The sequence below is a fragment of the Martelella sp. FOR1707 genome (assembly GCF_053484265.1).
This window is the reverse complement of record NZ_JBAKFP010000005.1, coordinates 330,479-350,334: the sequence shown is the minus strand read 5'-3', so window position 1 is coordinate 350,334 and position 19,856 is coordinate 330,479. Positions and strand designations below refer to the sequence as shown.

Annotated in this window: 25 protein-coding genes; 11 read left to right on the top strand and 14 right to left on the bottom strand. The window is 62.6% G+C overall.

Annotated elements, in window-relative coordinates; genetic code table 11:
* The first annotated feature begins 20 nt into the window (after positions 1 to 20).
* From V6765_RS15925 to V6765_RS15905, 5 genes are all read left to right on the top strand, one after another.
* Positions 21 to 557, top strand: a complete 537-nt coding sequence (locus tag V6765_RS15925) for a hypothetical protein (RefSeq protein ID WP_448430482.1) — start codon at positions 21 to 23, stop codon at positions 555 to 557.
* A 141-nt stretch (positions 558 to 698) separates the two neighbouring features.
* A complete protein-coding gene (locus V6765_RS15920) occupies positions 699 to 2,312 on the top strand; it encodes a bifunctional metallophosphatase/5'-nucleotidase (RefSeq protein WP_448430480.1) in 1,614 nt (537 codons plus the stop codon).
* 297 nt (positions 2,313 to 2,609) lie between these two features.
* The gene (gene hemH, locus V6765_RS15915; RefSeq protein WP_448430478.1) at positions 2,610 to 3,647 is read left to right on the top strand and encodes a ferrochelatase; all 1,038 of its coding nucleotides are present in this window, start codon (positions 2,610 to 2,612) and stop codon (positions 3,645 to 3,647) included.
* A 31-nt stretch (positions 3,648 to 3,678) separates the two neighbouring features.
* Positions 3,679 to 4,680, top strand: a complete 1,002-nt coding sequence (locus V6765_RS15910) for an SPFH domain-containing protein (RefSeq protein WP_448430476.1) — start codon at positions 3,679 to 3,681, stop codon at positions 4,678 to 4,680.
* A gap of 5 nt (positions 4,681 to 4,685) precedes the next feature.
* Positions 4,686 to 5,147 (top strand): NfeD family protein, encoded by a 462-nt coding sequence (locus V6765_RS15905; RefSeq protein WP_448430474.1) that lies wholly within the window; start codon positions 4,686 to 4,688, stop codon positions 5,145 to 5,147.
* Positions 5,148 to 5,165: 18 nt separating this feature from the next.
* Here the strand turns inward: V6765_RS15905 and V6765_RS15900 are convergent, their stop codons facing one another.
* Positions 5,166 to 5,612, bottom strand: coding sequence for a Crp/Fnr family transcriptional regulator (locus V6765_RS15900; RefSeq protein WP_448430472.1), 447 nt, complete (start codon positions 5,610 to 5,612; stop codon positions 5,166 to 5,168).
* A gap of 33 nt (positions 5,613 to 5,645) precedes the next feature.
* A complete protein-coding gene (locus tag V6765_RS15895) occupies positions 5,646 to 6,329 on the bottom strand; it encodes a response regulator transcription factor (RefSeq protein WP_448430470.1) in 684 nt (227 codons plus the stop codon).
* A gap of 76 nt (positions 6,330 to 6,405) precedes the next feature.
* On the opposite strand from V6765_RS15895, the gene V6765_RS15890 reads away from it, so the two are divergent.
* Entirely contained in the window at positions 6,406 to 6,987 is a 582-nt protein-coding gene (locus tag V6765_RS15890) for a L,D-transpeptidase family protein (protein WP_448430468.1), read from the top strand.
* Positions 6,988 to 6,993: 6 nt separating this feature from the next.
* On the opposite strand, the gene V6765_RS15885 is transcribed toward V6765_RS15890, so the two are convergent.
* On the bottom strand, positions 6,994 to 8,001 hold the full coding sequence (locus V6765_RS15885) for a 2-hydroxyacid dehydrogenase (RefSeq protein WP_448430466.1): 1,008 nt from the start codon (positions 7,999 to 8,001) through the stop codon (positions 6,994 to 6,996).
* A 191-nt stretch (positions 8,002 to 8,192) separates the two neighbouring features.
* Here V6765_RS15885 and V6765_RS15880 point away from each other — a divergent pair, with 191 nt between their 5' ends.
* Complete coding sequence (locus V6765_RS15880) at positions 8,193 to 8,726, top strand: SH3 domain-containing protein (protein ID WP_448430464.1); 534 nt, start codon at positions 8,193 to 8,195, stop codon at positions 8,724 to 8,726.
* A gap of 25 nt (positions 8,727 to 8,751) precedes the next feature.
* On the opposite strand, the gene ubiG is transcribed toward V6765_RS15880, so the two are convergent.
* The 11 genes from ubiG to infC all read right to left on the bottom strand — a co-directional run bounded on the left by ubiG (position 8,752) and on the right by infC (position 16,193).
* Positions 8,752 to 9,504 carry a bifunctional 2-polyprenyl-6-hydroxyphenol methylase/3-demethylubiquinol 3-O-methyltransferase UbiG gene (gene ubiG, locus V6765_RS15875; protein ID WP_448430462.1) on the bottom strand — a complete coding sequence of 251 codons (753 nt, stop codon included), beginning with the start codon at positions 9,502 to 9,504 and terminating at the stop codon, positions 8,752 to 8,754.
* A 104-nt stretch (positions 9,505 to 9,608) separates the two neighbouring features.
* Entirely contained in the window at positions 9,609 to 12,050 is a 2,442-nt protein-coding gene (pheT, locus tag V6765_RS15870; protein ID WP_448430460.1) for a phenylalanine--tRNA ligase subunit beta, read from the bottom strand.
* Positions 12,051 to 12,165: 115 nt separating this feature from the next.
* Entirely contained in the window at positions 12,166 to 12,441 is a 276-nt protein-coding gene (locus V6765_RS15865) for a DUF2442 domain-containing protein (RefSeq protein WP_200335658.1), read from the bottom strand.
* Positions 12,416 to 12,658, bottom strand: coding sequence for a DUF4160 domain-containing protein (locus tag V6765_RS15860; RefSeq protein ID WP_448430458.1), 243 nt, complete (start codon positions 12,656 to 12,658; stop codon positions 12,416 to 12,418). The genes V6765_RS15865 and V6765_RS15860 overlap by 26 nt, the downstream gene beginning before the upstream one ends.
* Positions 12,659 to 12,665: 7 nt before the next feature.
* Positions 12,666 to 12,941 carry a DUF2442 domain-containing protein gene (locus tag V6765_RS15855; protein ID WP_448430456.1) on the bottom strand — a complete coding sequence of 92 codons (276 nt, stop codon included), beginning with the start codon at positions 12,939 to 12,941 and terminating at the stop codon, positions 12,666 to 12,668.
* Positions 12,922 to 13,158: a DUF4160 domain-containing protein gene (locus tag V6765_RS15850; RefSeq protein ID WP_448430454.1), complete on the bottom strand. Its 237-nt coding sequence runs from the start codon at positions 13,156 to 13,158 to the stop codon at positions 12,922 to 12,924. Before V6765_RS15850 ends, V6765_RS15855 begins: the two co-directional genes overlap by 20 nt.
* A gap of 7 nt (positions 13,159 to 13,165) precedes the next feature.
* Positions 13,166 to 13,597, bottom strand: coding sequence for an ASCH domain-containing protein (locus V6765_RS15845; RefSeq protein WP_448430452.1), 432 nt, complete (start codon positions 13,595 to 13,597; stop codon positions 13,166 to 13,168).
* Positions 13,594 to 14,676, bottom strand: a complete 1,083-nt coding sequence (pheS, locus tag V6765_RS15840; RefSeq protein WP_448430450.1) for a phenylalanine--tRNA ligase subunit alpha — start codon at positions 14,674 to 14,676, stop codon at positions 13,594 to 13,596. The genes V6765_RS15845 and pheS overlap by 4 nt, the downstream gene beginning before the upstream one ends.
* A gap of 128 nt (positions 14,677 to 14,804) precedes the next feature.
* Positions 14,805 to 15,209 (bottom strand): 50S ribosomal protein L20, encoded by a 405-nt coding sequence (gene rplT / locus V6765_RS15835; RefSeq protein ID WP_448430448.1) that lies wholly within the window; start codon positions 15,207 to 15,209, stop codon positions 14,805 to 14,807.
* A 37-nt stretch (positions 15,210 to 15,246) separates the two neighbouring features.
* Entirely contained in the window at positions 15,247 to 15,447 is a 201-nt protein-coding gene (gene rpmI, locus V6765_RS15830; protein ID WP_448430446.1) for a 50S ribosomal protein L35, read from the bottom strand.
* A gap of 209 nt (positions 15,448 to 15,656) precedes the next feature.
* Positions 15,657 to 16,193: a translation initiation factor IF-3 gene (gene infC / locus V6765_RS15825; RefSeq protein WP_448430932.1), complete on the bottom strand. Its 537-nt coding sequence runs from the start codon at positions 16,191 to 16,193 to the stop codon at positions 15,657 to 15,659.
* A 223-nt stretch (positions 16,194 to 16,416) separates the two neighbouring features.
* Here infC and V6765_RS15820 point away from each other — a divergent pair, with 223 nt between their 5' ends.
* From V6765_RS15820 to mbfA, 4 genes are all read left to right on the top strand, one after another.
* Positions 16,417 to 17,226, top strand: a complete 810-nt coding sequence (locus V6765_RS15820) for an alpha/beta hydrolase (RefSeq protein ID WP_448430444.1) — start codon at positions 16,417 to 16,419, stop codon at positions 17,224 to 17,226.
* A gap of 148 nt (positions 17,227 to 17,374) precedes the next feature.
* Positions 17,375 to 17,935, top strand: coding sequence for a transglutaminase-like cysteine peptidase (locus tag V6765_RS15815; protein ID WP_448430930.1), 561 nt, complete (start codon positions 17,375 to 17,377; stop codon positions 17,933 to 17,935).
* A gap of 46 nt (positions 17,936 to 17,981) precedes the next feature.
* Positions 17,982 to 18,692, top strand: a complete 711-nt coding sequence (locus V6765_RS15810) for an NAD-dependent deacylase (RefSeq protein WP_448430442.1) — start codon at positions 17,982 to 17,984, stop codon at positions 18,690 to 18,692.
* 66 nt (positions 18,693 to 18,758) lie between these two features.
* Complete coding sequence (gene mbfA / locus V6765_RS15805; RefSeq protein WP_448430440.1) at positions 18,759 to 19,742, top strand: iron exporter MbfA; 984 nt, start codon at positions 18,759 to 18,761, stop codon at positions 19,740 to 19,742.
* Positions 19,743 to 19,856: the final 114 nt, after the last annotated feature.

Here is a 19,856-nt window from a genome sequence, read left to right as displayed (position 1 = left end):
GATTGCGAAAGAGCGCGCCCGTGAAAACGATCCCGATCCTGACCCTCGTCTGCTGCACAGTGCTTGCCGCCTCCTGCACCACCACGCCGCAGTCCAGCCGCCTTCCTTCTACGCCGACAGCGCCCCAGGCGCCCGTTTCCGCCGTTGACGGCGAATGGCGCGACAAGGACGGGATCATATCGCGCTTTGCCGGCGGCCGATTCGAGACGCTTTCGGCCGACAGCAACACCACGCTTGCCGTCGGCACCTATACCGAGACCGGCAATCTGATCGAAATCGAGCTGACCTCGGTGCTGCGCCGGACCCAGTCCAGGGTCAACTGCGCGCTGGTGGCCCCCTATCTGATGAACTGCACGCCGAGCCAGGGCGCGAAATTCTCGCTCTACAAGCCGAGCATGGCCCCCGTGGGCTTCACCCTGCCCGACCTTTCCCAGCAGGTGGCGAGCGCTCAACCCTCCCAGACGATGCCGGGCAACACCATGACGCCGCCGACATCGATGCCCGCCGCCACGCCCTCGGTGAATTTCTCCGGCGCGCAGACCGGCGGTAGTTTCTGACAGCGCGGTTTGGCGGCCCGCTTTTGTGGCCGCTCCTGAAATCGGCACTTGACGCGGCGGTTTAAAACGTCGTCACATTCCCGTGTAAAGTTAAGTGCCGGGCGGCAAGTGCCGCGATTTCATTCTTTTCAGGAGTCTGCCATGCATTCCCTTTCGAAAGCCGCCCTCTTCGCGGCATCCGCGCTGACCCTTTCAGCCGGCAGCGCCCTTGCCGATTTCGACCTCGAAATCCTGCATATCAACGACCTCCATTCCCGTATCGAATCGATCAACAAATATGATTCGACCTGCTCGGCCGAAGACGATGCCGCCGGCGAATGCTTTGGCGGCATTGCCAGGGTGAAGACCGCGATCGACCAGAAGCGCGCCGACAATGAAGGCGAAAACCTGCTGGTTCTCGATGCCGGCGACCAGTTTCAGGGCTCGCTGTTCTACACCCAGTACAAGGGCGCCCCGATCGCCGAATTCATGAATGACATAGGCTTCGATGCCATGGCGATCGGCAATCACGAATTCGATGATGGCCCGGAAGAACTGCTTGCCTTCATCGACGCCATCGATTTCCCGATCCTTTCGGGCAACACGATCGCGGCCGAGGACAGCATCGTTCACGGCAAGTTCGAGGGTTATGAGATCTTCGATTTCGACGGCGAGAAGGTCGGGGTCGTCTCGGTTCTGGCAACCGATACCGATGAGACGTCGTCGCCCGGCCCCAAGATCACCTTCGAAGACGAGATCGAGTATCTGCAGAAGGCCGTTCCCGAACTCGAGGCGCAGGGTGTCAACAAGATCATCCTTCTGTCCCATGTCGGCTACAAGCGCGATCAGGAGATCGCCGCCGCCGTGGACGGCATCGATGTGATCGTCGGCGGACACAGCCACACCCTGCTTTCCAGCACCGACGACAAGGCCGCCGGCCCCTATCCGACGATGGTCAGGAACCCGTCGGGCGAAGAGGTTCCGGTCGTCACTGCCTATGCCTATTCCAAATATCTCGGCGATCTCAACGTCACCTTCGATGATGACGGCAAGGTGATCGACGTCTCTGGCGCGCCGATCCTGCTGGATGCGTCCGTGACGCCGGACGAAGCCTTCGCGGCACGGGTCGCCGAACTCGATGCCCCGCTTGAGGAGCTGAAGAAGCGGGAAGTCGGCGAAACCGCAAGCGAGGTCAATGGCGACCGCACCGTTTGCCGCGCCGAGGAGTGCTCGATGGGCAATCTCGTGGCCGACGCCATGCTCGCCCGCGTCGCCGATCAGGGCATCACGCTCGCGATCCAGAACGGCGGCGGCGTGCGCGCCTCGATCGATGCGGGAACGGTGACCATGGGCGAGGTGCTGACCGTGCTGCCGTTCCAGAACACGATCGCGACCTTCCAGCTCAAGGGCGCCGATGTGATTGCAGCGCTTGAAAACGGCCTGTCGGAGATCGAAGACGGCGCCGGCCGCTATCCGCAGGTCTCCGGAATGAAATACACCTATGATTCCAGCAAGGAACCGGGCAGCCGCGTGGTCTCCGTCGAAGTTGCCGATGGCAATGGCGGCTTCACGCCGATCGACGAGACCGCTACTTACGGCATCGTCACCAACAACTATGTGCGCGGGGGCGGCGACGGCTATGCCGTGTTCGCTGAAAAGGGCATGAACGCCTATGATTTCGGCCCCAACCTGGAAGATGCCGTCGCCGAATATATCGGCATGAACAGCCCCTACGAGCCCTACACCGACGGCCGTATCACCGACGTGGCTAAGTAATAGAAGCGTCTCAACCCATAATCTCCCCCCTTGAGGGGGAGATGCCCCGACAGGGGCAGAGAGGGGTGAACCCTCTCGGCAAATTCGGAATATGAGGCTTATGCCCATACCCCTCTCTGTCGCTTTCGCGACATCTCCCCCTCAAGGGGGGAGATTGTTTGCTGCCAGGCCCTCACCTCTTCAATGTCAGCAACAGACGGCAGAGCCCCGATCCGCCTGCGACACCGTATAATCTGGCGAAGCCTTGTTTGCGTTGTTATATGACACCCGACAACGACAACAATGGAAAGACTGCCGATGTCAGAATTGCATGCCGCATGGCCGGACAAACACCCCAGCGTCGCCTTCGGCAAGGTCGGCGTCCTGCTCGTCAATCTCGGCACGCCGGACGGCACCGACAAGGCTTCGATGCGGCGCTATCTGGAGGAGTTCCTGAAGGACAAGCGCGTGATCGAATGGCCGCGGGCGCTGTGGTATCCGATCCTCTACGGCATCGTGCTGAACCGTCGCCCGGCCAAGGTCGGCGAGGCCTACAAGCTGATCTGGAACAACGAGCTGGATGAGAGCTATCTGCGCACCTATACCCGCAGCCAGGCCGAAAAGCTTGCAGCGCAATACGCGGATACGCCGAACCTCGTGATCGACTGGGCGATGCGCTACGGCCAGCCCTCCATCCCCGCCCGCATCGAGGCGCTGAAGGCGGCCGGCTGCGAGCGCATCCTGATCTATCCGCTCTATCCGCAATATGCCGCATCGACCACGGCGACCGTCAACGACAAGGCGTTCCAGGCGCTACTCGACATGCGCTGGCAGCCGGCGCTACGCACCGTGCCGCCCTATCACGACGACCCGGTCTATATCGACGCGCTGGCGAAATCGGTCGAAAACCACCTCGCCACGCTCGACTGGGAGCCGGAGCTGATCATCACCTCGTTCCACGGCATTCCGCAGTCCTATTTCAAGAAGGGCGATCCCTATCACTGCCAGTGTCAGAAGACGGCGCGGCTCTTGCGCGAGCGGCTCGGACTTTCCAAGGAGCGGCTGATGATCACCTTCCAGTCCCGCTTCGGGCCGGAGGAATGGCTGCAGCCCTATACCGACAAGACGGTCGAGGAACTGCCGAAAAAGGGCATCAAGCGGATCGCGGTAATGAATCCCGGCTTCGTCTCCGACTGTCTGGAAACGCTGGAGGAAATCGGCGAGCAGGCCCGCGAGAGCTTCATGGAGCACGGCGGCGAGAAATTCACCCATATCCCCTGCCTGAATGATTCCGACGAGGGCATGCGGGTGATCGACCATGTGGTTGCCCGCGAGCTGTCGGGCTGGGTAAACTGAGCCGGAGAAACCGGCCGAAGGAGGAAATGACATGGAAGCACTGACCGGATTTTCCATCACGATCATCATTCTGGCGGTGCTGATCCTTCTGACGCTGTTCGCCGGGATCAAGACCGTGCCGCAGGGCTATGGCTATACCGTGGAGCGCTTCGGCCGCTACACCCGCACGCTGACCCCGGGCCTCAACCTGATCATCCCGTTCATCGACCGGATCGGCAAGCGCATCAGCATCATGGAACAGGTGCTGGATGTGCCCGAACAGGAGGTCATCACCCGCGACAATGCCAGCGTCCAGGCCGACGCCGTCTGCTTCTACCAGATCCTCAACCCGGCCTCCGCCGCCTATCAGGTTGCCAATCTGCAGCTCGCGGTCCTTAATCTGACCATGACCAATATCCGCTCGGTCATGGGTTCGATGGATCTCGACGAGCTGCTCTCCAACCGCGATTCCATCAATGAACGCCTGTTGCGCGTCGTCGACCTCGCCGTTGAGCCGTGGGGCGTGAAGGTGACGCGCATCGAGATCAAGGATATCCGGCCGCCGGCCGATCTAGTCGAGGCCATGGGCCGGCAGATGAAGGCCGAGCGCGAGAAGCGCGCGCAGATCCTTGACGCCGAGGGTCACCGCGCCGCCCAGATTCTCCGCGCCGAAGGCTCCAAGCAATCCGCCATTCTGGAGGCCGAGGGCGAGCGCGAGGCCGCCTATCGCGAGGCCGAGGCCCGCGAACGGCTGGCCGAAGCCGAGGCCAACGCCACCCGTTCCGTCTCCACCGCGATCGCCGAGGGCGATGTCGCGGCGATCAACTACTTCGTGGCGCAGAAATATACCGAGGCGATGGCCTCGATCGGCACCGCCAAGAATTCCAAGGTGGTGCTGATGCCGATGGAAGCGTCATCGCTGATCGGCTCGCTCGGCGGCATCGGCCAGATCGCCAGGGAAGTCTTCGGCTCCGATGGCGATGGGACGACGGCATCGCGGCCGACGCGTTCCACCCCGTCGGTCTCCGGGTCGCGCCCGAACGACGAAAGCTGACGGCGATGGAGCTGCTCGTCTTCTTTTCGGAATCCGGGCCTTGGGGCTGGTTCATCGTGGGCCTGCTGCTTCTGGTGGCAGAGTTGATCGTGCCGGGCGTGTTCCTGATGTGGGTCGGCATCGCGGCCCTGATCCTCGGCCTGTTGTCGCTGCCCTTCCAGGGTTTCGGCTTCTGGGTATGGCAATTGCAGCTCGTGCTCTTCGCAGTGCTCGCCTTCGTCAGCATCCTCGTCGGCCGGCGGGTGCTTTCGCGCCGGGACACGACCTCCGACCAGCCGCTGCTGAACCAGCGCGCGGCAAGCCTGATCGGCCGCACCGCGATCGTCAGCGAGGCGATCGTCAACGGAAGGGGGCGCATCCGGCTCGACGACACGACATGGACGGCGGAGGGCCCGGACGCTCCCATCGGCGCCACGGTGCGCATCACCGGCAGCGACGGCGGGAAGCTGGTCGTGGAAGCGGTTTAGAAGCCTTCGGAACGAAGCCTAAAAGTCAGAAAGCCGCGTCTTCACCGCATTCAGAGCGCCGACCATGTCGGCGAAGCTCTGGCGCAGGCGGTTTTCCATTTCGCGGCCGATATCGGGATATTCCTCGATCAGGCGCAGGAACTGCTCACGGCGGATCAGCAGGAGTTCCGACGGCGCGCTGGCGCGGGCGGCGAAACGATGCGGCACGGGGCTGATGAGTGCTGCCTCCGCCAGCAGACTGCCCGGCCCTGCAATGCCGGCGGAGCGCCCGCCGGCCTGAAGATCGAGATGACCGCTTTCGAGCATATAGGCGCCGGCGCTGTCCTGATCCTCGTCAAACAGCAATTCGCCCTCGCCAAGCGAAAGCCGCGAAATGGTAAAGGCGATGAGACGCAACTGATCGGCAGAAAAACCGGAGAAAAGCTCCACCCGGCGCAGCGTCGCGATGTCGTCAGACAGTGCCATCTCGTCCCCCTCCCCCTAACCGGCAAAGCCGTATCAGGGCACCAGTTTGTAGCCGCCGTTTTCCGTCACGAGGATCCGCGCGTTCGACGGGTCTTCCTCGATCTTCTGGCGCAGGCGGTAGACATGGGTTTCGAGCGTGTGCGTCGTGACCCCGGAATTATAGCCCCAGACCTCTTCCAGAAGCATGTCGCGGGTTACCACCTTCTGGCCGGCGCGGTAAAGATAGCGGATGATCGAGGCTTCCTTTTCGGTGAGCCTGATCTTCTGGCCGTCTGCGGTATGAAACAGCTTCTGGCCCGGCTTGAACACATAGGGCCCGACATTGAAGGTCGCGTCCTCGCTCTGCTCGTGCTGGCGAAGCTGGGCGCGGATGCGCGCCAGAAGCACGGCGAAGCGGAACGGCTTGGTGACATAGTCGTTGGCGCCCGCCTCGAGCCCCAAAATGGTGTCACTGTCGGTGTCGTGGCCGGTCAGCATGATGATCGGCGCCTTGTAGCCGTTCTTGCGCGCGAGCTTCACCGCCTCGCGGCCATCCATGTCCGGCAGGCCGACATCCATGATCAGAAGGTCGATCTGTTCCTCGCGCAGCATTTTCAGCGATTTGGCCGCGCAATCGGCGGAGCGGAGGATGAATTCGTCGTAGAGCTCGAGCTGTTCCACCAGCGTCTCGCGCAAATCCGCATCGTCGTCGACGAGAAGTATCGTCCGCTCTGTCATCCGCACCTGCCCTCTGCCTCGCATCCCCGAAGACCATTGCGATACGCCATGGCCCGGCGTAATGCTATGAAACTATATGATTTCACGCACAAAGCAAAAAAAAGTGAAGAAAACCAGCCGTTCCGCGACGAAAACACGGGGCGTTATCGCGGTGCGCCGCGCGCCGGGCCCCGCCCACCGCGCCGTCCTCGCCTACGGTCCGCTCCGCTTCCGAGCTGCAATCGGCCGGAACGGCATGACGGCCATGAAACATGAGGGCGACGGCAAGACGCCGATCGCCGCCATGGCGCTGCTTTACGGCTACCGCGACCCAAGGCATCGGCGATGCTGGCCGCAATCCGGGCTGCGGATCAGCGCGACCAGGGCTGATGACGGCTGGTGCGACGCGCCGGTCTCTCCGAACTACAACCGCCCGGTTCGCCTGCCCTTCAGCGCAAGCCATGAACGCCTGCGGCGCGAGGACGGCGTTTACGACCTCGTGATCGTGATGGACTGGAACATGGGCTCGCGCGCCCGCAATCGCGGTTCCGCCGTGTTCTTCCACCTCGCCCGCCAGGACTTTTCGCCGACCGCCGGATGCGTGGCGATCGCGCCGGCGGCGATGCGGATATTGCTGCCCCATCTGAGGGCTGGCATGCGGCTGGAGGTTAAAGGCTGAGCTGCATCAAATGCGGCCCGGCAGCACCCGGTTCGGCGGGCGATGGCCGTCGAAGAAGGTGCGGATATTGATGATCACCTTGTCGCCCATATCGACCCGGCTTTCGAGCGTGGCCGAGCCCATATGCGGCAAAAGCACGGCCTTGCCGGTTCTGGCAAGCTCCAGAAGCCGTGGATTGATCGCCGGCTCGTTCTCGAACACATCGAGGCCGGCGCCGGCGATGCGGTCCTCTTCCAGGCAGCGGATCATCGCCGCCTCGTCGATCACGTCGCCGCGCGCGGTGTTGACGATGTAGGCTTCCGGTCTCAGCAGCGCCAGCCGGCGCGCCGAGATCAGGTGATAGGTGGCCGGCGTCGACGGGCAGTTGACCGACACGATATCGACCCTCGCAAGCATCTGGTCGAGGCTGTCCCAATAGGTCGCCTCCAGCTCCGCCTCGGTCTCCGGATTGACGCGGTTGCGATTGTGGTAATTCACCGAAAGGCCGAAGGCCTTTGCCCTGCGCGCGACCGCCGTGCCGATGCGCCCCATGCCGACAATGCCGAGCCGCTTGCCCCAGATCCGCCTTCCGAGCATCCAAGTCGGGCTCCAGCCCTGCCAGCTTTCCGATCCGCTGCCGGCCAGAAGCCTGGCCCCCTCGGCAAGCCTGCGCGGCACCGCCAGCACCAGCGCCATGGTCATGTCGGCGGTGTCCTCGGTCAGCACATTCGGTGTATTGGTGACGGTGATGCCCTTGCGCGCGGCGGCATCGACATCGACATTGTCGATGCCGTTGGAAAAGCTCGCGATCAGCTTCAGATTCGGGCCGGCCTTCTCGATCAGCGCGGCATCGATCGTGTCGGTCAGCGTCGGCACCAGCACATCGGCCCGCGCCATGGCCTCGGCGAGTTTCTCGCGCGAAAATGGCCGGTCGTCATGGTTCAGCTCGACGCTGAACAGTTCCCCCATCCGCGCCTCCACCGAAGCGGGCAGCTTGCGGGTGACGACGACGACGGGCTTTCTGGGGTTATTCATCGGTTAACAGCTCATTAATCATGTCGGGCGATAATGCACATAATGAGGGCGCTTTTCCACCTGAAGCGGTTCTTCCCGTGATGAAAACCGCTTCGGACACGCAAATCCCTCATTGAAGGGGCAGGCGCGTGGCCGTAAACCCGCGCGAACAGAACAACAACAGGCCGGGAAACGGTATTAGAAGAGGTCATATGCGTCGTCTGGCAAGATTGCTAATCTGCACATTGCTTGTCTTCGCCATGCTGGAGCCGGCGATGGCGCAAACCGAGCGCAAGGGCGCCTCGGGCGGGCCGCTGCCGCGTTTTGCCATGATCAAGCCGGATCGCGCCCGCATGCGCGTCGGCCCCGGCTTCAACTACGCCACCAAATGGATCTACAAGCGCCCCGGCCTTCCCGTCGAGATCACCGAGGAATACAGCGTCTGGCGCCAGGTGCGCGACGCCGACGGCACCGAGGGCTGGATGCATGTCTCGGTGCTGTCCTCCCAGCGCAACGCCATGATCGCGCCCTGGCTGCGCGACGGCAATGCGGACAGCGAGAATTTTCTGGCGCTGAAGGCCGGCAAGGATGATTCGGCCCGCGATGTCGCGAGCCTGGAGCCCGGCGTGATCGTGCATCTCGAGGAGTGCGACGGCACCTGGTGCGAGCTCTCGGTCAAGGGCGTCAACGGCTATATGCGCCAGAAGGATATCTGGGGCGTCTATCCCAACGAAGTATTCAACTGAAGCAGCGCAAACCCGTCCGGCGCGCTCAGGCCTCGGGCTTGACCGCCAGCACCATGTAGTTGACGTCGGTATCCTTCGAGCGGTTCCAGCTATCCGTCAGCGGGCTGTAGAACACGCCCTGGCGCTCCACGGGCGTCATGCCGGATGTCTTCAGCGGCGTCTCGATTTCCTCCGGCCGTACCAGCTTTTCATACTGGTGGGTGCCGGGCGGCAGCCAGCGCAACACCCGCTCGGCGGCGAAGATCGCCAGCGCCCCGGCCTTCAGCGTGCGGTTGATGGTGGCGACGAACATCATGCCGCCGGGCTTTACCAGCGATGCGCAGGTCGTGAGGAAGAAATCGACATCGGCGACATGCTCGACCACTTCCATGTTGAGCACGATATCGAAGCTCTCGCCGTCCTCGGCAAGCTTTTCCGCCGTGACGGCGCGGTAGTCCACCGGCACGCCGCTTTCGGCGGCATGGGTCTTGGCGATGCCGATATTCTTTTCTGCGGGGTCGATGCCGACAACGCTTGCGCCCATGCGCGCCATCGGCTCCGACAGCAGCCCGCCGCCGCAGCCGACATCGAGCACGCGCAGCCCTTCCAGCGGGCGGGCCAGCTTCTCGTCGCGGCCGAAATGGGCGCAGGCCTTTTCGCGGATATAGCTGATGCGCACCGGGTTGAACTTGTGCAGCGGCTTGAACTTGCCATGCGGGTTCCACCACTCGGCGGCCATCTTCGAGAACCACTCGACCTGTGCGTCATCGATCGTCGTCTTGCCGGCAGCCTCGGTCATCGGTCTCTCCAGGGTTGTTTCCCAAGGTTATAGGTGCGCCACGGCGATGCGGCAAGACGCGGGCGGAAGACAGATGCGCGCACCTGCCTCCCGCAAGGGGCCGTTTACGCCCGGATCACGCCGCCGGTCGATTTACCGACATTGGCGACGATCTTCTTCGTCAGCGCCTCGAAATCCTCATCCGTCAGCGTGCACTCGGCCGGCTGGATCGCGACTTCGATCGCCACCGACTTCTTGCCCTCGCCGAGCGAGGCGCCCTCGAAGATATCGAAGACGGTGACGCCAGTGATCAGCTTGCGGTCGGCGCCGGCCGCCGCGCGCTCGATTGCGCCTGCTTCGATCGTGCGGTCGACCACGAAGGCGAAGTCGCGTGTCACCGTCTGGAACGGCGACAGCGTCAGCGCCGGCTTGGTGCGGGTCGGCTTCTTCTTCGGCTCCGGCATGGCGTCGATGAAGATCTCGAAACCTGCCAGCTTGCCGGAAACGTCCAGCGCTTCCAGCGCCTTCGGGTGAAACTCGCCGAAATGGCCGAGCACGATCTTCGGGCCCATCCTGATGGTGCCGGAACGGCCGGGGTGATACCAGTCCGGCCCGCCGGCAACGATCTGGACATTGCCCATCGGCACGCCGCAGGCCTCGATCACGGCCAGCGCATCGGCCTTGGCGTCGAACACGCCGACGGCGCGTCCCGCGCCGGTCTCGCCGTTCGACCACATCCGGCCGGAGCCGGAAAGCGTTGCCGTGCCGCGGCGGATGCCGCCGGCAACCCGGCGCTGGCCTTCCGGCCTGTCGTTTTCGTAGGTTGCCGCGACCTCGAACAGGGCGACATCGCCATGGCCGATCGCGGCATTGCGCCGGGCAGCCGTTAGCAGGCCGGGCAGCAGCGAGGGACGCATGTCCGACATATCGGCGGCAATCGGGTTCGACAGCTTCAGCGCCGGCGCGCCGCCGCCGAATAGCCTCGCCTGATCCTCCGGAATGAAGGACCAGGTGACCGCCTCCAGCATGCCGCGCGCGGCAAGCTCGCGCCGGGCCGCGCGCGAGCGGATCTGCAGCGTGGTCAGGATCTTCTCGTTGACAGCGCCGGCCGCCGGCAGCGGTTCCGGCCTGATGTTGTCGACGCCATGGATGCGCATGACCTCTTCCACCAGATCGGCCTTGCCCTCGATATCCGGCCGCCATGACGGCACCTTGACGAACACGCGCTCGCCCGCGCCATCGACGGTGAAGCCGAGGCGAGTCAGAATATCGCTGCTTTCGCGCGGCGAGACATCGAGCCCGGTGAGGCGCTTCACCTCGGAGAACGGATAATCGATCACCTTCGGCGCATAGCCGTCATAGCCCTCGACCTTCTTCTCCGCAGCCGTGCCGCCGCACAGTTCCAGCACCAGTTCGGTCGTCCGCTCCAGCCCGGGCACCATATATTCCGGATCGACGCCGCGCTCGAAGCGATAGCGGGCATCGGTGATGATGCCGAGATCACGGCCCGAACGGGCGATGTTCATCGGGTCCCACAGCGCCGATTCGATCAGCACATCGGTGGTGTTCTCGTCGCAGCCGGAATGCTCGCCGCCCATGATGCCGCCGATCGATTCGACGCCGTTGTCGTCGGCGATGACGACATTGTCATGGTTCAATTCATAGTCGCGCTCATCGAGCGCCAGCAGCGTTTCGCCTTCCTTCGCCCGGCGCACCACGAGCCCGCCCTTGACCTTGGCCGCGTCGAAGACATGCATCGGCCGGCCCTGGTCGAAGGTCATGTAATTGGTGATGTCGACCAGCGCGTTGATGGGGCGAAGGCCGATCGCGATCAGGCGCTGCTGCATCCATTTCGGGCTCGGCCCGTTCTTCACGCCGCGGACCAGCCGCAGCGCGAAGCCGGGGCAGAGGTGCTTGTCTTCGGCGGCGAAATCGAGCGTGAGGTCAACCGAGGTCTCGCCTTCGGTTTTGAAGGAAGGCGCTGGCCGCGTCTTCAACGTGCCAAGGCCGGAGGCGGCAAGATCGCGGGCGATGCCATAGATGCTGGTGCAATCCGGCCGGTTCGGCGTCAGGTTGATCTCGATGACCGGATCATCAAGCCCTGCATATTCGGCGAAGCTTGCGCCCACCGGCGCATCCTCCGGCAGGTCGATGATGCCGTCGTGGTTGTCCGACATGTCGAGCTCTTTTTCCGAGCACATCATGCCCTGGCTCTCGACGCCGCGGATCTTGCCGACCGACAGCGTGACATCGATGCCCGGCACATAGGTCCCCGGCAGCGCCAGCGCGCCGACAAGCCCGGTGCGCGCATTCGGCGCGCCGCAGACGATCTGAAGCGGCTTGCCGCCATTGACCGCCGGCCCGGCATCGACGGTGAGCACCCGCAGCCTGTCGGCATCCGGATGCTGCTTCGCCTCGGTCACGCGGGCAATGGTAAATGGCCTGTAGGCCGCCTTGTCATCGACCTCTTCAACCTCAAGCCCGATCGTCGTCAGCCGATCGCAGATTTCCTCAAGCGAAGCCTCGGTCTCAAGATGGTCCTTCAACCAGGACAGTGTGAATTTCATTGTCGTCTTCCTGTATTTCCGCCCGGACCATCCCCAGGCTTATATGCTCACAACATCGCGTCAGAGAGGATTGGATGCTCGGGCCAAGCCCGAGCACGACGCATGTGGTATTTCGTCAAGCTACTTCCCTCGGCTCAACCGCGTTCGGATACTTCCACCCACTCAGCATCCCGCGAACGGACAGGTCTTCATCCACATCAGGCCAATGAACGCCATCAAGCATCAGCTCGACATTGTTCCGCTCGGCCGGGCTTGCCGCCAGGAGCCGGGGATACCACCAGAGCGGCGTCACCACTTCGCGGTCATCAGCGAGGCGCACATGCACATGCGCCGGATCGCACCATGCTGCGACCGGTCGCTCATGTTCAGGATACGGATCCGAAGAAGTCATCCCATGCCTCCAAAAACTCGACCTTGTGTTCTTCAACCACCGACAGAATACGCTTCACATCGACGGTATTGAAGCCTTTGCATTCCGCCATCTCGCCGGAATGGAGCCAGACCTTTGCCTTTCCGCCCTGACCGGACGCATGGATATGCGGCGGCTCGCCCATGTCCGAACCGTAGAAGTGGAAACGTATGCCGTATTTTCGAAGAACCGTGGGCATCGCATTCCTACGCCACCCCTTCCGGTTCTTTGGCTCCCGGCATTTTCTGCCCAAGAAACATACTCTTCACCGAAATCCCCTCGTCGGCCCGCGTCCACCAGATGCCCTCATACATGAGCTCGATATCGTTCAGTCCATCCGCATCAAGTCCGTTCAGAAACGGATACCACCAGAGCGGGACGGATATGGTGCGGCCGTCGGCGAGGGTCACATGGACCTCACCATTCGTGCACCATGCTTTCACCGGACGCATTGCCTCGGTCTCAAATTCCAAAGAAGTCATTCCACACTCCGATCCACTCGTTTCGGTGTTCGGCGATGACCGCCCGTACCCTTTCGATCTCGCGTTCATTGTACCCAATGTTGCGGGCGACGGCCATTGTCTCCAACCAGACCTTAAGGGACTTTCCATCCTTCACGACATGAACATGCGCCGGCTCGCCCTGATCGAGGGCGTAAAACCGAAACTTGTAGCCATGCCAGATCAGCAGTGTCGGCATTCCTTCCTCACGACTCCGCCCCGCGCCTGTATTCACCCAGCGTCTCCACCAGCCGGAACCGTTCGCAGATCAGCTCCATGTCCGGCGCAAAGCCGCCATTGCGGGCGAAATAGGCCTCGTGGCCTTCGCGCCAGTATTCGAGCGACAGGTCGCCCTCGCCTTCGTCCCGCGCGAACGCCTCGTCAACCTCGTCAAACCGGCGAACCGTCACCTCGGTCGTCTCGATGACGGCGGCGGGCTTGCCGGCGCCGTCGAGCACCACGTCGCGGCGGCCGATCTCGGGCATCGGTTCCTGCGCGTCCTTCACATCCCTGAGCGCGGTGCAGGTCGCCGTCTTCTTGCCCTCGAGCACCAGCGTCAGAAGCTCGTCCTTCAGCGCCGGCGTATCGCCGAACTCAAACTGGACGGCGTCCCTGTAGCGCTCCGGAAGCTCGGTCATGACGACAGACCGCCGAATAGCGTCGGGATATCCAGCGGGCGGAAGCCGTAATGGCTGGTCCAGCGCTCGTCAGCGGCGAAGAAGTCGCGGAGATCCGGCATGCCGTATTTCAGCATGGCGATGCGGTCGAGGCCCATGCCCCAGGCGAAGCCCTGATAGACATCCGGATCGAGGCCGCAATGGCGCAGAACGTTCGGGTGCACCATGCCGCAGCCGAGAATTTCCATCCAGTCCGTGCCGGTGCCGAACTTCACCTGGTCGCCGGAGCGGTCGCACTGGATGTCGACCTCGAAGGAGGGCTCGGTGAACGGGAAAAAGGACGGGCGGAAGCGCATGGTCACGCTGTCGACCTCGAAGAAGGCCTTGCAGAATTCCTCCAGCGTCCAGCGCAGATGGCCGACATGGGTGGTCTTGTCGATCACAAGGCCTTCGAGCTGATGGAACATCGGCGAGTGGGTGGCGTCCGAATCCTGCCGGTAGGTCTTGCCGGGCGCGACGATGCGGATCGGCGGCTCCTGGCTTTCCATCGAGCGGATCTGCACCGGCGAGGTGTGGGTTCGTAGCACCTTGCGCTCGCCGTTTTCGTCCGGATTGAAGAAGAAGGTGTCGTGCATCTCGCGGGCGGGATGGCCTTCCGGGAAATTCAGCGCGGTGAAATTGTAATAATCGGTCTCGATCTCCGGACCCTCGGCTATCGAAAAGCCCATATCGCCGAAGATGGCGGTGATTTCGTCGATCACCTGACTGACGGGATGGATGCGGCCGGACAAAGACGGAGAGGGCCGTACCGGCAGCGTCACGTCCACCGTTTCGGCGGCGAGACGCGCGGCGATCGCTGCATCCTTCAGTTCGGCCTTGCGGGCGGAAATCGCATCGGAGACCTCGGTCTTCAACGCGTTGATGGCGGCACCGCGGGTCTTGCGCTCCTCCGGGTCCATCTTGCCGAGCGTCTTCAAAAGCTCCGACACCGAGCCCTTCTTGCCGATGGCGTTGACGCGCACCGCCTCGATCGCCGCCTCGTCGGAGGCCGCCGCGATCTCGTCCATCAGCTTTGTCTTCAGATCATCAAGATCGGACATGTTCTCGTCTTCCTGCTGCCGCCTGGACCGATAACGGTCCGTAAGTGTGATCGTCTGAATGCGAAAAACCCGCACTGGTCCTGCCAGCGCGGGTTTCCCAAATGTCGTATAGGTCGGGAAGCGCTGGCTTAAGCTACAGCGCTTTCAAACTCGTTGGCGGTACCTTCCTTCTTGAGGTACTCCAGGCCCTTCTTCGCAGCGGCAACCAGGGCTGCGAATGCCTCCGGCTCATGGATCGCCATGTCGGACAGAACCTTGCGGTCGACTTCGATGCCGGCCTTGTTCAGACCGTCGATGAAGCGGCCATAGGTCAGGCCATGTTCACGCACGGCGGCGTTGATGCGCTGGACCCACAGAGCGCGGAAATTGCGCTTGTTCACCTTGCGGTCGCGATAGGCGTACTGCTTGGACTTGTCGACAGCGGCCTTGGCCGTGCGGATGGTGTTCTTGCGGCGGCCATAGAAGCCCTTGGCTTGCTTGATGACCTTCTTGTGCTTGGCGTGGGCGGTAACGCCACGTTTTACGCGAGCCATATCATGATCTCCTTAAATCTATCTCGGTTAGCGGGCGTTACTTGCTGTAAGGCATGAACTGCTTGACGATCTTGGCATCCGGCTCCGCCAGAACCATCGTGCCGCGCGCATCGCGGATAAACTTGTTGGAACGCTTGATCATTCCATGGCGCTTGCCGGCGGCTGCCGACTTCACCTTGCCGGTCGCGGTAACCTTGAACCGCTTCTTGACCGACGATTTCGTCTTCATCTTGGGCATTTTGCTACTCCGTTTTATTGATTGCGCCGGGAGACGAACCCCGGCTTCGCATTTGGAGCGGACACGGCATGCCCTGCCGGCCCGCTCGGACGGCGCGTGTATACGCGCTTTGCCCTTATTGTGCAACCTCTCCGCCGCGACAAAAAGACAGAGACCGTCACGGGCGGTTTTCCCGGACGGCCTGTCATCATTCGTCGACGGCGAGAAGCTTATTTCGGCGCCAGCACCATCAGCATCTGGCGTCCTTCGAGCTTCGGCTCGGCCTCCACCTTTGCGATTTCGGCGGTGTCTTCCTTGACCTGGGACAGAAGCTTCATGCCCAGTTCCTGGTGCGCCATTTCGCGCCCGCGGAAGCGGAGCGTGACCTTCACCTTGTCGCCTTCCTCGAAGAACTTGTTCATCGCCTTCATCTTCACCTGATAATCATGGGTGTCGATGTTGGGACGCATCTTGATTTCTTTGACTTCGACGATCTTCTGCTTCTTGCGTGCCTCGGCGGCGCGCTTCTGGTTGGCATATTTCAGCTTGCCCAGATCGAGAATCTTGCAAACGGGCGGCGTCGAGTTGGGGGCGATCTCGACGAGATCAAGCCCGGCTTCCTCAGCCATTCTCAACGCATCTTCAGTCAGTACGACGCCCTTGTTCTCCCCGTCCTCGTCAATCAACTGGACTTCGCGGATGCGGATGTCACGGTTGGCGCGGGGACCTTCCTTGGTCGGGGGAGCGGCTCTGTGGGGTCTGCGAATGGTCGTTGTCTCCTCAAATTGTTGAAATTCGACGACTTGTTGAAATTCGGCTGCGTAAGCGCCAACTGCACAAAAACTTGCACGTGTTGGACACAAATGGTTGTTACAGCCGATGTGTCAATAACACAGCGGAAAAAGAAAATCACCTGCCGATCGCCAAAAGCGCGCGTTTGCAGGCGTTTTGAGGGTCGCGGCGGCGCCCGGGACGAGGATGGAGAGCACGATGAACGACGAGAGCCAGCTGACCTACACCGAAATCGATCACGGCGACGGGCCGCTCAAGATCGCCATGCGCCTTCGCAAGGGGCGGGGCGATGCGCCCACCCTCGTCTGGTTCTCCGGCTATGGCTCGGACATGCTGGGCTCCAAGGCGGAGGCGCTCGACGCTTATGCCGGCGAAAACGGGCTTTCCATGCTGCGCTTCGACTATACCGGCCATGGCGAGAGCGAAGGCGCGTTCAAAGACGGCACGATTTCCCGCTGGCTTGCCGATGCACTCGCGGCAATCGAACATGCCGCGCCCGAACGGGTCATCATCATCGGCTCGTCCATGGGCGGCTGGCTGGCGCTTCGCGCCGTGCAGGAGCTGAAGGGCAAGGAAGGCGCGCCGGCGATCGACGGGCTTCTGCTGCTCGCGCCCGCACCCGACTTCACCAGCGAACTGATCGAGCCCGACCTGACGGACGCCCAGTGCAAGGCGCTGGCCGAGAACGGCTATTTCGAGGAACAGTCGATCTACGGGCCGGAACCGACCATCTATACCGCGGCGCTGCTCGATGACGGCCGGCGCAACATGGTGCTGACCGGCATTATCGAGACCGGCTGCCCGGTGCACATCATCCAGGGCAAGCAGGACCCGGACGTGCCCTACAAGCACGCGCTGAAGCTGATGTCGCATCTGCCGGCGGACGATGTGGTGCTGACGCTGGTGCAGGATGGCGACCACCGCCTTTCGCGGCCCGAGGACATTGCCCGCATGCTGACCGCGCTTTCCGGCCTTCTTGAGACGGCGGCTGAACACCGCGCCGGTTAACCATTTCTTAAGATCTCCGTCCGCCGGCCCCCTACGCTGATTGACTCATCGCCCTATTTCTCCTTAACTCTTTGTTAAGAATTCAAGGGCGGATGGGTATAGCGTGCCTCGTTTGGATAGACTGATCATCTCGGCTCTCTGCGCCATTATGGGCCTCGGCTTCGCGGCGCCCGCGCTTGCCGCGTCCGCCATGCCGGTGGGCGGGGTCACCTCCCAGCCGATCGGCCATTTCGAATTCTGCGAACAGCACCGCCGCGATTGCGCGCCCCACACCGCAAGCACGATCGCCGCCCGGCTGACGGATTTCGGCTGGAAGACGGTGGTTGCCATCAACAGCGCGGTCAATGCCGAAATCGAGCCGATGACCGACGAGGAGCTTTACGGCCGCGAGGAAGTCTGGGCCTATCCCGTGAGCGGCGCCGGTGATTGCGAGGATTTCGTGCTGGAAAAGCGCCGCCGCCTGATGAAGGTCGGCATCTCCGCCTCCGATTTGCTGATCACCGTGGTCCGTAAGCCTAACGGCGAAGGCCATGCGGTGCTGACGCTGCGCACCAATGACGGCGACTTCATTCTCGACAATCTGAATGACGATGTGCTCGCTTGGTCGGATACGCCCTACACCTTCCTCAAGCGCCAGGCCTCCTTCGACAGCGGCCGCTGGGTCAAGGTCGAAACCGGAACCGACCTGCCTGTCGCCTCGTTGCGTTGACATCAACCCCAGGCGATGCGCCCGGGGCCCGAGACAGGCGTGACCCATGAAGATTGACACCAGCTCCCCGATCGTTGTCCTCACCGGCGCCGGCATTTCGGCGGAATCGGGCCTTGCCACATTCCGCGATCAGGGCGGGCTCTGGGAGGGGCACAGCATCGAGGACGTGGCGACCCCCGAGGGGTTTCACAGAAACCCCGATCTGGTGTTCGATTTCTACAACATGCGCCGCCGCGAGGCCGCGAAGGCTTCGCCGAACGCCGCCCACAATGCGCTTGCTGCGCTCGAAAACGCCTGGGACGGCGATTTCCTGCTGATCACCCAGAATGTTGACGACCTGCATGAACGGGCTGGCTCGAAGCGGATGCTGCACATGCATGGCCGGCTCGATTCCGCGCTATGCTATGAATGCGGCAGCCACCAGCACTGGGAAGGCGATCTCGACCGCGACTGTTTCTGTTCAAGCTGCAGCCGCCCCTCACTGCGCCCCGATATCGTCTGGTTCGGCGAAATGCCCTACGATATGGACGCGATCGAGGTCGCGCTGGAAAAGGCCGCGCTGTTCGTGGCGATCGGCACGTCCGGCACGGTATATCCCGCCGCCGGCTTCGTGGCGGCGGCCGCATCCGCGGGCGCGCATACGGTCGAGATCAATCTACAAGCGACCGGGAACAGCCTGTTCAGCGAATGCCGGACCGGTTCGGCCTCGACCGCCGTTCCCGATTTTGTTGCAGCGCTTATCGGCAAGAAACCCTGATTACCCATTTGACCTTCGGCGATTTCCGATTTAGAATTATTCTAAACTAAAACCGGAATCAGTCCCATGGTCCTGCCCCTTTTTGGTCGCGCCAAGCGCGACTTCTCGTCCCTGAGCGAAGCCGAAATGCTGGCGCTTGCGATCTCCTCCGAGGAAGACGATGCCCGCATCTACAAGGCCTATGCCGCCCATCTGCGCGGTGAATTTCCCGACAGCGCCCGGATTTTCGACGATATGGCCGAGGTCGAGGACAGCCACCGGCGCATGCTGATCGACATGTTCAAGCGCCGCTTCGGCGATGACATACCGCTGGTCCGGCGCGAGCATGTACGCGGCTTCCTCGAACGCCGGCCCGACTGGCTGATGAAGACGCTGTCGCTGGAGAAGATCCGCCGTCAGGCGGTGCTGATGGAGGAGCAGGCCCAGCGTTTCTACCGCGCCGCCATGAACCAGGTTTCCGATGCCGATACCCGCAAGCTCCTGGGCGATCTCGCCATCGCCGAGGAGGCGCATGAGGAGCTCGCCGAAACGCTGACCGAAAAACACGCGCCGGAAGACGTACGCGACGAGGAGGCCGCCAAGGAACACCGCCAGTTCTTGCTGACCTGGGTGCAGCCGGGCCTTGCCGGGCTGATGGACGGCTCGGTCTCGACGCTTGCGCCGATCTTCGCAGCCGCCTTCGCCACGCAGGACACCTGGCAGACCTTCCTGATCGGCCTGTCGGCGGCCGTCGGCGCCGGCATTTCCATGGGCTTCACCGAGGCCGCCCATGACGACGGCAAGCTTTCCGGTCGCGGCTCACCGATCAAGCGCGGCATCGCCTCCGGCGTGATGACCATGCTCGGCGGGCTCGGCCACGCGCTGCCCTATCTGATCCCCGAATTCTGGACCGCGACGATCATCGCCATCGTGATCGTGTTCTTCGAACTCTGGGCGATCGCCTTCATCCAGAACAAATATATGGAAACCCCGTTTATGCGCGCCGCCTTCCAGGTCGTGCTCGGCGGCGGCCTTGTGCTGGCCGCCGGCATGATCATCGGCAGCGGCTGAGGCGGGAGGGGAAGCTGCCCCTCCAATCCGGCCGCCGAAGGCGCTTGGACCTGTTGCCGGTCTCAGATGCCCGCCATGTCAAAACGGCCTTGCTGCGGAAGTAAGCTTGGCGCG

Excerpts from the sequence above, each read along its gene's own strand:
- V6765_RS15905 (WP_448430474.1), top strand. The coding sequence starts at position 4,686 with ATGGAGCTGCTCGTCTTCTTTTCGGAATCCGGGCCTTGGGGCTGGTTC.
- rplT (WP_448430448.1), bottom strand. The coding sequence starts at position 15,209 with ATGGCTCGCGTAAAACGTGGCGTTACCGCCCACGCCAAGCACAAGAAG.
- V6765_RS15880 (WP_448430464.1), top strand. The coding sequence starts at position 8,193 with ATGCGTCGTCTGGCAAGATTGCTAATCTGCACATTGCTTGTCTTCGCC.
- V6765_RS15845 (WP_448430452.1), bottom strand. The coding sequence starts at position 13,597 with ATGACCGAGCTTCCGGAGCGCTACAGGGACGCCGTCCAGTTTGAGTTC.
- V6765_RS15820 (WP_448430444.1), top strand. The coding sequence starts at position 16,417 with ATGAACGACGAGAGCCAGCTGACCTACACCGAAATCGATCACGGCGAC.
- ubiG (WP_448430462.1), bottom strand. The coding sequence starts at position 9,504 with ATGACCGAGGCTGCCGGCAAGACGACGATCGATGACGCACAGGTCGAG.
- V6765_RS15895 (WP_448430470.1), bottom strand. The coding sequence starts at position 6,329 with ATGACAGAGCGGACGATACTTCTCGTCGACGACGATGCGGATTTGCGC.
- hemH (WP_448430478.1), top strand. The coding sequence starts at position 2,610 with ATGTCAGAATTGCATGCCGCATGGCCGGACAAACACCCCAGCGTCGCC.
- V6765_RS15815 (WP_448430930.1), top strand. The coding sequence starts at position 17,375 with ATGGGCCTCGGCTTCGCGGCGCCCGCGCTTGCCGCGTCCGCCATGCCG.
- V6765_RS15890 (WP_448430468.1), top strand. The coding sequence starts at position 6,406 with ATGATTTCACGCACAAAGCAAAAAAAAGTGAAGAAAACCAGCCGTTCC.
- mbfA (WP_448430440.1), top strand. The coding sequence starts at position 18,759 with ATGGTCCTGCCCCTTTTTGGTCGCGCCAAGCGCGACTTCTCGTCCCTG.
- V6765_RS15865 (WP_200335658.1), bottom strand. The coding sequence starts at position 12,441 with ATGACTTCTTCGGATCCGTATCCTGAACATGAGCGACCGGTCGCAGCA.
- pheT (WP_448430460.1), bottom strand. The coding sequence starts at position 12,050 with ATGAAATTCACACTGTCCTGGTTGAAGGACCATCTTGAGACCGAGGCT.
- V6765_RS15920 (WP_448430480.1), top strand. The coding sequence starts at position 699 with ATGCATTCCCTTTCGAAAGCCGCCCTCTTCGCGGCATCCGCGCTGACC.
- V6765_RS15850 (WP_448430454.1), bottom strand. The coding sequence starts at position 13,158 with ATGCCGACACTGCTGATCTGGCATGGCTACAAGTTTCGGTTTTACGCC.
- V6765_RS15810 (WP_448430442.1), top strand. The coding sequence starts at position 17,982 with ATGAAGATTGACACCAGCTCCCCGATCGTTGTCCTCACCGGCGCCGGC.
- pheS (WP_448430450.1), bottom strand. The coding sequence starts at position 14,676 with ATGTCCGATCTTGATGATCTGAAGACAAAGCTGATGGACGAGATCGCG.
- V6765_RS15900 (WP_448430472.1), bottom strand. The coding sequence starts at position 5,612 with ATGGCACTGTCTGACGACATCGCGACGCTGCGCCGGGTGGAGCTTTTC.
- V6765_RS15860 (WP_448430458.1), bottom strand. The coding sequence starts at position 12,658 with ATGCCCACGGTTCTTCGAAAATACGGCATACGTTTCCACTTCTACGGT.
- V6765_RS15885 (WP_448430466.1), bottom strand. The coding sequence starts at position 8,001 with ATGAATAACCCCAGAAAGCCCGTCGTCGTCGTCACCCGCAAGCTGCCC.
- V6765_RS15910 (WP_448430476.1), top strand. The coding sequence starts at position 3,679 with ATGGAAGCACTGACCGGATTTTCCATCACGATCATCATTCTGGCGGTG.
- V6765_RS15855 (WP_448430456.1), bottom strand. The coding sequence starts at position 12,941 with ATGACTTCTTTGGAATTTGAGACCGAGGCAATGCGTCCGGTGAAAGCA.
- rpmI (WP_448430446.1), bottom strand. The coding sequence starts at position 15,447 with ATGCCCAAGATGAAGACGAAATCGTCGGTCAAGAAGCGGTTCAAGGTT.